Source organism: Paenibacillus sp. JT22N15 (assembly GCF_059383755.1).
In genome coordinates, this window is the sequence record NZ_JBXENV010000001.1 from 648,683 (window position 1) to 659,174 (window position 10,492).

Sequence of the window (10,492 nt, forward strand, 5' to 3'; positions counted from 1 at the left end):
AAACCCCCTGTTTCCCATGAATCATGATGTCTCTTGTTCCAACAATGGACGCATCATCCACCAGCCAATAACAGGTACCGAGCCGACTACGAACAGCAGCCAGACGACCGCAAGCGGAGAATGATTTTGCGTCAGCACGACCAAATAGCCGCTAAGCCCAAGCACCCGTCCAAGCGTCAGACCCGCTTCGCGCAAGACGATATATTCCTCGCGTTCTCCACCGCCGGACTGCGATTCCCCAATTAAATCAAATACTCTTGAAGTCATCGGTATAATGTAGAGCGGCATAAATATGGACGTCCCAATACCGAATAACAATAAATTCGTAAAATTCACCTCGTAAAATAGTGGCAATATGACAAGGCCATTCATGACAGTCCCAACTAGCATCGCCCGCTTGCGATTGCGCGGGGACAGCCGCTTGCCGACCAGCCAGAAGCTGATTAGGGCAACGAAAGAGGTTATGAGCGTAAAGCTGCCCAGCTTGGCCTCATTTTGCGTGGCGATATAGACGGTCAAGCCGACTAAAAAAAGAAACACACCTTCCCGTACGCCTTGAGCTACGACAGCTGGTAGCATTCTACGCCATGGATTGCCGGGAATGGCAAGCTGCTGAAAGCCATGCGTCCAGCTGTATCGCCTGCCGTCCTGCTTGCGTTTCTTCAACCAGAAGCTCAGCACAACCGAAATGGCCAGTATGACAAGCGATGCCGTAAAAATAATCTGATAGCCGCGCTCGCCGCTCATCGAGGTAATGAGCAAGCCCGATACCCACGGCGCCAAAATCCCCGCACCAGAGCCAAGCAGACCAGACCAGCCGTTGAAGCGGTCGCGATTGTCCGGCTCGGTAATTTCAAAATAAATGACATCAAATGCGACCCAAAATAAGCCCAGCGCTAACCCATTCAATAGGCCCAGCGGAATAATATAGCTCGCCGCCAGCTTGCCCAGCATGAGCACCGTGAAATAAAAAGCCCCCGACAGCACGATGCCTGTGCGGAGACTGTTCATTTTATTATATTCTTTAACCCATTTTCCCGCCAGCCAAAAGGTAATGCCGCATGTTAAATACTGGCTCATCGTAAACCAGCCGACCAGCATATAGGAGGAACTGGCTTTCCATAAGTAGATGGGCACGAACGTTCCCGAGAGCGCAAGCGCGATGCCGAATAACGCTTGAACAGCCAGAAGCAATATGGCCTGGCGATCCAATACGCCGCCTGTAGGCGCTCTTCCCAGCATGGTTGGGCGGCCGAATGGCCCCAATTGCATCGACGTTTTCATGCGTGTTTTTGCCCCAGTACTGAATTCACCTTTGTTCTGTTTCATTTTTGTACCCCTTCCCCGGCTGCCGGCTGAATAGGCTTGCTTGCTTACTCGCCCGGCATGCTGCCCTGCATTTATTTAGGTGCTATATAAGGTTCCCTACATGCGTCAGGTACATGCCGCTCATTTTGCTGGCATTTATAGGCTGGAGGTACAAGCATAAACGGCTGTCGCCGTCCTCTGGCGGCAAAGCTACCGTTTCGCGGGTGAAATATATGCCGTTTATAAGGGGGAAACTTATACCTGCTTATATTTCAAAAAAAAAGCCGGAGCAAGTGCAGTGACCTCGACGAATCAGGTCAAAACCGCGTTGTCCGGCTGCTTGATATTAATCTTCGGAAGCGAGTGTCTTCAGCATTCCTTCTCGGTCATTGCCGCTTAGCTGAGTAGCGGTATGGAAGCATGATGGGCACACATATAGCTTGAGTTCAAATGGCGGCTGCAGCAGAGGCTGTCCCAGTGCCGGATGCAGCGTTGGCTCGAAGGAGCCTGCCGCTATCGCCATTTTGCCTGCTTCCAGCATATATTCACGGCAGGAAGGACATTCTGGCGCCTCTTCCTGCTCATTAATGATTTGCTGCACTTTGCCTTGCGCCCCAATCCAGTCGCGATGCGTTCTGCGGAAGCCGTCATCTGCCTCATCCCAATCGCTGCCCGCTTGCTGACCGCTGCCGTCTTCTTGCTCCCACTCCGGCTCTTCTTCATCATCCTCATCGCGGTCATTATCGACGCCGAATTGCAGCGTACGATAGCCATCCAACTCATTTTCACAATGCGGACAATGCTTTTCGGGACCGATTTCTTCATCCCATACAATTTCCGTCAAACACCATGGACATACCACTTGCTCTTCCATCCTTGATTGCCCCCCATTTAATTGTTGATTACGTAATAAACCCCGATGCTAAAAAACACAACGGCGAGCGCCAGCAATGTTCCCCATAAATATTTCATGTCGATCCTCCTGCATTCTAGCTCACAATGGCACCGCCAATGACATACGAAAGTGAAACGGAAATAATCATAGCAATCAAGCCAACAGCCCGGTTGTCCCGCTCGATTTCATCATCGATACGAAATACCGGCGTTAAAAACTCAAATAGGAAATAAGCGCCCAGCAAAATAAGGAAACCGAATGCGCCCCAAATCATGCTTTGGTAAATGGAGTCATTCGCTTCAATTGAAAATCTAAAAATATTGCATATCCCGAAAATTTTACCGCCTGTCGCCATTGCGACAGCAACGTTGCCGTTTTTAATTTCTTTCCAGCAGTTGTAACGGGTAACGAGTTCGAACACCCATAAAAAAACGAGAAGCGAGAGAACCACAATGGATATATAAAGCAGCATTGCCAAATAGGAATTGCCAAGCAGCACATCGACCTCATTGCTCATGCGTTACCCTCCTTTAACCGATTTGCGAAAATGATGCAGCGGCTGCGCCTTGCAGGCCGCAGCCAGCTAATTTAGTTCAGCTCAGCAACCGTAACGCCGGCTCCGCCTTCACCATAGTTGCCCAAGCGGTATTTTTTCACATGGCTGTGCTTGCGCAAATATTGCTGTATGCCTGATCGCAGCACGCCGGTGCCATGTCCGTGAATAATATAAACCTGACCGATGCCGGAGAGGAAGGATTCATCGAGAAATTGATCAACCTCCATGAGTGCCTCCTCTAAATTCGAGCCTCTGAGGTCAAGCTCCATCTTCACATTTTCATCTCTGGAGCGTTTCACGCTGGCTGCCTGCTTAGGCTGCTGCTTAAGCGGAGCAGCTGGCTTGATCAGCTCCATATCGGCAATGGCTACCTTCATCTTCATAATGCCGAGCTGAACGGTCGCATCCGCCCCATGCACCTCGATGATAAGCCCTTTCTGATTCAAGCTGTAGACCATAACCTCGTCTCCGGCTTCGATTTTGCGAACTGCCTTCTGTTGCCCGGCATTAGAAGGACGATTTTGCTTCTTGTGCAGCTCAGGCACCGCTTCATCCAGCTTTCGGCGGGCTTCAATGAGCTTATGCTCCTTGACAGAAGCGCCTTCCTCCAACGCCAGCTTGCGCAGCTCCGAAATAATTTTCTCGGCCTCTAGGCGTGCTTTTGCCACTGCCTCGCGCGCTTCCTCCTGGGCCTTCTCAAGCATTTTGTCGCGCTGCTCCTCGAATTTGCGCAGCTCCGCCTCATGCCGTCCACGCTGCTTCTCCATATCCTGTCTTAGCGACTGCGCCGTCTGGCGATCGCTTTCCGCATTCAATCGGTCAGCTTCGAGCGACGCGATCATATTTTCAACACGCTGATCCTCTTCGCTCACTTCACCGCGCGCATGATCGATGATCGTTTTGCTTAGGCCAAGCCGCTCTGCAATCGCAAAAGCGTTGCTTCGGCCTGGAACACCTACAAGCAGACGGTACGTTGGGCTTAGCGTAGCAATATCAAATTCCATGCTTGCGTTGATGACACCTTTGCGGTTGTATGCATATGCTTTAAGCTCGCTGTAGTGGGTCGTTGCAATAATACGGCTGCCCATGCTATGAATATGCTCCAGCATCGCAATGGCTAGTGCCGAGCCTTCAGCCGGGTCGGTGCCTGCGCCAAGCTCATCGAGCAGAACGAGGCTTTTCGCCGTCATGGATTTCAAAATGCGAATAATATTGACTAAATGGCTGGAAAACGTACTAAGGCTCTGCTCAATGCTTTGCTCGTCACCGATATCAGCATAAATAGCGTCAAATACGCAAAGCTGGCTGCCGTCCTCTACCGGAACGAACAAGCCGGACATGCTCATCAAGCTGAGCAAGCCTACTGTTTTGAGCGAGACGGTTTTACCGCCTGTATTCGGTCCCGTAACGATAATGGCTGTGTACGTATTGCCAAGCTCGACATCAATCGGCACGATTTTGTCCGCCGCAATGAGCGGGTGACGCCCTCTTTTGATTTTCAGAAAGCCTCGATCATTCATGCGTGGCAGCGTCGCCTTCATCTCATGCCCAAGACGCGCCTTAGCAAAAGCAAAATCCAGCCTGCCCAGCAGCTCCTGGTTATACAATAAATCCTCAACATGCTCGGCCGCTTTCGCGGTCAGCATTTGCAAAATTTTCTCAATTTCACGCAGCTCTGCCGCTCTCAGCTCACGCAGCTTGTTGTTCATGACAACCGTTGCTTCCGGCTCAATAAACAGCGTAGCCCCCGAGCCAGACTGGTCATGCACTATGCCGCCAAAATGCGAGCGGTACTCCTGCTTCACCGGAATGACATAACGGTCGCTGCGCAGCGTAATAATAGCGTCCTGGAGCATTTTCTGCACCGAGGAGGAACGAATCATTTGCTCCAGCTTCTCGCGGATGCGCGATTCGCCTCCACGAAGCTCCCTGCGTATCGAAGCGAGCTGGACGCTCGCGCTATCCATAACCTCACCTTGATCGTCAATGCAATCAAAAATCGCATCCTCAAGCTCCTTGTGCTCGCTGAGCTGGTCAGACGTTTCATGCAGCAAAGGAATCGGATCATCATCATGCAGATTTTCCAAATGACGCTTAACCCGCCTAGCCCCTCTGGACGTCGACGCAATTTCCATAAGCTCCACCGGGTTCAACGTTCCACCGATACGCGATCTGTGAAGCGAGCTGCTGATGTTGGTAATGCCGCCAAATGGCGGATTGCCCTTAAGACGGTCGGCCTTATAAGCCTCGTCCGTCGCTTGAAGCATCAGCTTAACCGTTTCCAAATCGGAGCTTGGAGCAAGCTTCTCCGCTTCGGCCTTGCCAAGCGAAGTCGCTGCGTGCTGTGTCAATTTATGTATAATTTTGTGAAATTCAAGTGTTGTTAATATTTTACTATCCAAGCGTAACACTCCTCTCGCCCTTATATTATAGCCGAATCGGCGCTTTGATGCACGACATGACGTTACCTTCCATACATGTTCCGGCGAAAACTGGCTACAATACGAAGGAATCACAATATCCAGCCTGGTCGACATGCAAAATCCGTTGATTTTTCACAGGCCGTAGTGAAGGATTTCAAATCAATTGAGGAGGTTGAATACATGAGCTTTTTAGGCCATGTTGTTCGGTTCATCGTAGCAGCTCTTGTGTTAATGCTTGTGGGCTTGATTGTGCCGCAGTTCAGCGTGGGCGGTTTTTGGAGCGCTTTAATGCTGGCTATCGTCATTGCCGTGCTGGGCTGGATTATCGAAGCGATTTTCGGCAAAAAGGTTACGCCATTTGGACGGGGCATCGTCGGCTTCATCGCCAGCGTCGTCGTCATCTGGATTGCCCAATTTATCGTCAGCGGCGTTTCGGTTACTTGGCTCGGTGCCATTCTGGCTGCGCTCGTGATCGGGATTATCGACTTGTTCATTCCCGTCAGCACGCCATATGAAGCCGGACGCTCCGATCATGACCGCCGCAGCAGCGACCATTAAAGCCTTAATCGTGATGCGTCGTTAGCGGAAGTCGTATGCTTGTCAGCCCTTGCCCGTCGCTCTCTAAAGCGATGGCCAAGGGCTTTTTCATCAAGCCATTCAACAATTTGTCACCTTCTGATGCTGTCAGTTTGGGGAAATTGGGTTACAATAAAAGCGATGCGGAAAATAATTCCGTGTCATAAAGCGTGTAAGCAGAAAGGGAGCCGAACAAGATGAAAAAGTGGATTTATCTTGCTGCCGTGATGTGCTTTGTTGCAATCATTGCCGCATGCGGGACAAGCGGAGGAGCAAGCGAAGCGGGCGGCGTTATAGATACAGATGCCAGTGCAGCGGAAGTCATTGTCAAAGCAAAGAGCTGGGAATTTGAGCAAACCGAATATAAGATCAAGCAGGGCGAGGCCGTTAACCTTAAGCTTGAATCAACGGATGGCGTCCATGGCATCCAAGTTACCAAAACCGATATTACGATTCCAAATAATAAATCCAAAACCATCTCGCTGAAAGCTGGCGAATATACCATCGTATGCAACGTGCCTTGTGGTACAGGCCATACTAAAATGCAAGCAAAGCTTATTGTTGAATAAATTTGCTTGGATTGGTGCTTGTTGCATCCAGCCGCCATGCGCTCATCATAATGAGAGTGCTGGCGGTTTTTGTTGTTTATGATGAATTATAATAAAATGCGGCTGTTTTTTAAACGATAACGTTTCTAACCATTCGGTCTAGCAGCGTCAAGTAAGAAACTAGTAATTTATACTTAATTATTGTCGGTTTTATGATCGAGAAGCGTCTGTTTTAAAGCATCGATCTGGCCAATAATAGAAATCGGATCGAAATAAAAATACGTCTTATAATCAACAGGAATCAGATTTCCATTTTTCACGGCAGGAAGACTTTTCCAAATTTGTCCATCTGTCAATTCCTTGAACTGCTCCTCCGTTGTTTCTGTGTAGGTCGATAAGAAAATATAATCTGTATTCGCGAGCTCAGCCAGCTTTTCTTCCGATATTTCCACGTACTGTGCTCCATTGTCCATGACGTTCTCCTGCACCCAATCTGGCGCCTTGAACTTCAGAGCATTGTAAATCACTTCTCCACCGCGGCCATAATTATCGCCCAAAACCGCTAGCGTCTTTCCATCTACCTCAAGCAGAACAGCTGTCGATCCTGGCTTAACAACGTCCTTCAGCTGATTTCTTGCTTTTTCGGCGTTGTGCTCATATTTTTCCAGCCATGCATCCGCTTCTTTGCTTTTGTTCAGCAGCTCTCCCATTTGCTTCACTTCTTCACGAACATTTTTTGTAGAGCCGTACTCGATAAATAGCGTTGGCGCAATCTGAGAAAATTTATCGTAATGATCGGCGAGTGTATCATTAATAACGATGAGATCAGGCTCCATTTCAAGCACTTTCTCTGGTGAAGCTGGGGAGCCGATGTCCATTATTGCGGCTTCCTGCTCCTTCAGGAAGGGACTGCCCATCCACCACTCTTTGCTGCCTCCAATAGGCTGAATGCCAAGAGCAAGCAGTGTACCATGATAGTAACCGGCAATAACTCGCTTCGGATGAAGAGGGACCTCAACATCTCCCTTGATAGTCTTGACGGTTTTTGTCGCAGCTTCATCCGTTTGTGTGCTGTTGTCTCTTGGCAATTCTGAGGCGGCAGTTGATGAGGCCGTCGTATTAGATGTACTTGGGGTATTCGAAATGGAATTACCGCCACACGCGCTAAGTATGAACATGACGCAGATGAGCGTACCGATAGATGGGGAAATTTTTTTTGCCAAAACCAACATTGAAACAGCCTCCTAATTGAAATTGATTATCATTCGATCAAATGATAACAATTCTCGGCAGCTAACGTCCATATACAAACATGACGAAAAATTAGTCCGAATGTGCGGAAAATAACCTTACAATCTCCTCGAGCTGATATTCCAGAGACAGCGTGTCATAACCATAAAACATCTCGCGATTCGGCGTATAGATGCGGCCGTTCCGGACGGCTTCAAGTTTACCCCACGCCCCATTATTCATCCAGGCCCGCTTATTCGGAAGCCCTTGCGAGCCGTAGTCGAATAAAATGATATGATCTGCGGAAAATGCCAGCAGCTCCTCTGAAGTGAATGCTTTGTTTGGAATATTCCTGTCTATCAGCTCGCGGCTAACGCTTGCAGGAGGCTTCAATCCTAGCTCCCCGTATAGAAGAATGCCTCCCATGCTCGTGGAACGGCCATAAATGTAGAGCTTGTCTGACACGATCTTCATTATCGCTACAGTCTCGTCGCGTCCGATGAAAGAAGTCATTTTTCTTCTCCCTTCAACTATTTTCTGCTCGAATCGGGCTACCCAAGCTTCTCCCTCGCTCCGCTTCCCGACCGCCTCTGCCAGCAGGAAGAACGGCCCGCGCCAATTGTCGTCCAAATCAGGTATTTCGCACACAGAGCTAATTTCCCTTAGCCGTTCTGAATATGCGGTCTGCTCCCCGGCCAAAATGAGGTCGGGCCCAGCCTGAGCCAGCTTGCGCAATGTTTCTTTGCCCATGTGTCCCACCACCTCAAGAGCAGTCAAATCCATACCCTTGGCATGGGCTTCCTTCATCCATGGTTCAATTAGGCCGATTGCAGGAATGACACCTAGCGTCAACATGCATGAGGTCACGTAGGACGACAATGCTGCATATATTTTAGGCTTGGATCGGTAGGATGAAGGCGCCAGCCCAGTCATTTGTTTAAACTTGCGGCTAAAATAATATTCGCTTTGAAAACCGACCAACTTTGCAATCTCGCCTATACTCCTCAGAGGAGAAAGCTGCAGCAGCTGTTGGGATTTTCGAATTCTCATCCGGCACAAATAATCCAAAAAGCTTTGGCCTGTTTCCTGCTTGAACACACGCGAAAAATATTCAGGGCTAATGCCAATCATTGCCGCAAGCCGATCTCGCGTTAGCTTCTCCTCATAATGATTACGAATATATTGAATGGCGTTATCTATCCAACGACTCCCATCTTCTTCATCTTTCAGAACCGATTGTTCATTAAACACTAAGCTCAGCAATTGATAAAATATAAGCTGGCTTCTAAGCGGGTTATGCAAGCTTTTCAGGGAGGTCGCTTCATGCAGTTCTACTCCTAGCTGTAAAGCACGCTCTGGGGCAAGGAGCGGCATCTCCCCGCCAATCCAATGCGCAACAGCTGCGCGGCCGTATACACTTTCGCTCTCTAAGCTGCCTGCATCATCAATTGGGGCAATCGCGATAAAGGTTATCCGGTCCAGCAGCAGCGTCTCCTCATAAGGATTGTTGACATGCATGCCGCTACCCGCTGGCCAATAGAAAGCCGTTCCAGCCTTGAGAAAAATTTTTTTGCCGCCCATATGTATCTCACCGCGCCCCTCGCGAACGAGCAGCAGCATGTCCGTGCTGGCAACATTCCATTCCATAGGTGATTGAGGCGCATAAGTAAAGGCAACGATTTCTTGAAAAACAAACGTTGCCGAGGAAGCGACGCTAACGCTCCCGACGCTCAGCTGCCCTTGTACGGAAAGGGCTGTTCGATTCCGCAGCTCAGCCTTGACTCTCAATACTTCCTCGCTGCTCAGCACTCCCAGATATTTCTCCGTTCGATGCTTCCTCCGTCCGAATTCGTCGCGGTAGGTTGAAACGATCCGAAAGTACTCGTAAGTTTTTCCGTTTTTGCTAATCGTTTGTTTTTTAAGAAACATAGTAAGGCTCCTTGCGCTCTATAATTTAGGGACTAACTGAGGGACTAACTTTACTTTATCATATTCGATGCACTTCTAATTCATCTCGATGTATTCACGGCTTTTACGATAATGGACTGAAATATCATTTTTCTTTTGCTACCCTGTAAGAAAAATTGATAACTGCCGCACTTTCCCTTCCCGCTTCCCTTTGATAAGATGGTCATTATAGCTAAAAGTTAGCGCTTACGAAGTTTTTCTCGCAAAAGCCGAAGGGAGAGATACGATGAGCCTTTTAAATGGGCGTGTGGCAATTGTAAGCGGCGCAGGCAGTGGGCTCGGAAGGGCCGCTTCTCTATCGTTTGCAAAAGAAGGCGCAGAGGTCGTGTTGCTGGGCCGGCGATTGAACAAGCTCCAAGAAACCTTTGAGGCGATTAAAGAGGCTACCGGACGGGAAGCGCTTGTTATACCTACAGATGTCACCGATGAACAGCAAATTAAGCAAGCGGTTATACTAGCTGTCGGCAAGTGGGGCAAAATTGACATTTTGCTCAATAATGCTGCCGTGCTGGAGTCTGGACATGTTATTGAGTTGACTTCTGAAAACTGGCATACGCAGGTTGCTACTAATTTGACAGGACCCTTTTATTTATCAAGAGCTGTCATTCCATATATGCGTGCAGAACGCTATGGTCGCATTATTAATATAACATCGGGCCTTTCCTGGAACGGTGCCGGAGGTTATGGCGCTTACAGCGCGGCCAAAGCCGGGCTTGAATCGCTAACCCGGACACTTGCTGATGAAGAACATGAATATGGCATTCTCATTAATTTGTACAACCCTGGCACGCTTCGCACCGAAATGCATGCCACGGGCAAGGACCCGGCAGTCGTCACACCAGATTTGCTGCGTCTCGCAAGCCTGCCCCGCGGCGGTCCAACAGGCAGTACGGTCAGCTATGGCTAATCGGGCGAGCCGATATATATCAAAAACCCTTGAATGAAGCACGGGCAATTGGCTCGCTGCTTTATTCAAGGGATTTTTTTG

At 49.2% G+C, this 10,492-nt stretch carries 9 protein-coding genes; 3 read left to right on the forward strand and 6 right to left on the reverse strand.

The genetic code is table 11. The features are described 5' to 3' along the window. Window positions 1-21: 21 nt before the first annotated feature. The 4 genes from AC50X8_RS02885 to AC50X8_RS02900 form a co-directional block, all read right to left on the reverse strand. Window positions 22-1,329, reverse strand: a complete 1,308-nt coding sequence (locus AC50X8_RS02885) for an MFS transporter (protein WP_494878496.1) — start codon at window positions 1,327-1,329, stop codon at window positions 22-24. 325 nt (window positions 1,330-1,654) lie between these two features. Continuing rightward, window positions 1,655-2,182, reverse strand: a complete 528-nt coding sequence (locus AC50X8_RS02890; RefSeq protein ID WP_494878499.1) for a hypothetical protein — start codon at window positions 2,180-2,182, stop codon at window positions 1,655-1,657. 115 nt (window positions 2,183-2,297) lie between these two features. Then, window positions 2,298-2,720 (reverse strand): DUF350 domain-containing protein, encoded by a 423-nt coding sequence (locus AC50X8_RS02895; protein WP_056034386.1) that lies wholly within the window; start codon window positions 2,718-2,720, stop codon window positions 2,298-2,300. A gap of 71 nt (window positions 2,721-2,791) precedes the next feature. Continuing rightward, window positions 2,792-5,161, reverse strand: a complete 2,370-nt coding sequence (locus tag AC50X8_RS02900; RefSeq protein WP_494878501.1) for an endonuclease MutS2 — start codon at window positions 5,159-5,161, stop codon at window positions 2,792-2,794. Between the two features lie 201 nt (window positions 5,162-5,362). Between AC50X8_RS02900 and AC50X8_RS02905 the strand changes: the two genes are divergently transcribed. Both AC50X8_RS02905 and AC50X8_RS02910 read left to right on the forward strand, forming a co-directional pair. Further along, window positions 5,363-5,740, forward strand: coding sequence for a phage holin family protein (locus AC50X8_RS02905; protein ID WP_056034380.1), 378 nt, complete (start codon window positions 5,363-5,365; stop codon window positions 5,738-5,740). Window positions 5,741-5,955: 215 nt separating this feature from the next. Further along, window positions 5,956-6,327 carry a cupredoxin domain-containing protein gene (locus tag AC50X8_RS02910; RefSeq protein ID WP_056034378.1) on the forward strand — a complete coding sequence of 124 codons (372 nt, stop codon included), beginning with the start codon at window positions 5,956-5,958 and terminating at the stop codon, window positions 6,325-6,327. 173 nt (window positions 6,328-6,500) lie between these two features. Here the strand turns inward: AC50X8_RS02910 and AC50X8_RS02915 are convergent, their stop codons facing one another. Together AC50X8_RS02915 and AC50X8_RS02920 are read right to left on the reverse strand one after the other, a co-directional pair. Continuing rightward, window positions 6,501-7,538 (reverse strand): ABC transporter substrate-binding protein, encoded by a 1,038-nt coding sequence (locus AC50X8_RS02915; RefSeq protein ID WP_056034375.1) that lies wholly within the window; start codon window positions 7,536-7,538, stop codon window positions 6,501-6,503. A gap of 91 nt (window positions 7,539-7,629) precedes the next feature. Continuing rightward, window positions 7,630-9,465, reverse strand: coding sequence for a helix-turn-helix domain-containing protein (locus AC50X8_RS02920; protein ID WP_056034373.1), 1,836 nt, complete (start codon window positions 9,463-9,465; stop codon window positions 7,630-7,632). 265 nt (window positions 9,466-9,730) lie between these two features. Between AC50X8_RS02920 and AC50X8_RS02925 the strand changes: the two genes are divergently transcribed. Beyond that, on the forward strand, window positions 9,731-10,411 hold the full coding sequence (locus tag AC50X8_RS02925; protein ID WP_056034370.1) for an SDR family NAD(P)-dependent oxidoreductase: 681 nt from the start codon (window positions 9,731-9,733) through the stop codon (window positions 10,409-10,411). The last annotated feature ends 81 nt before the right edge of the window (window positions 10,412-10,492 follow it).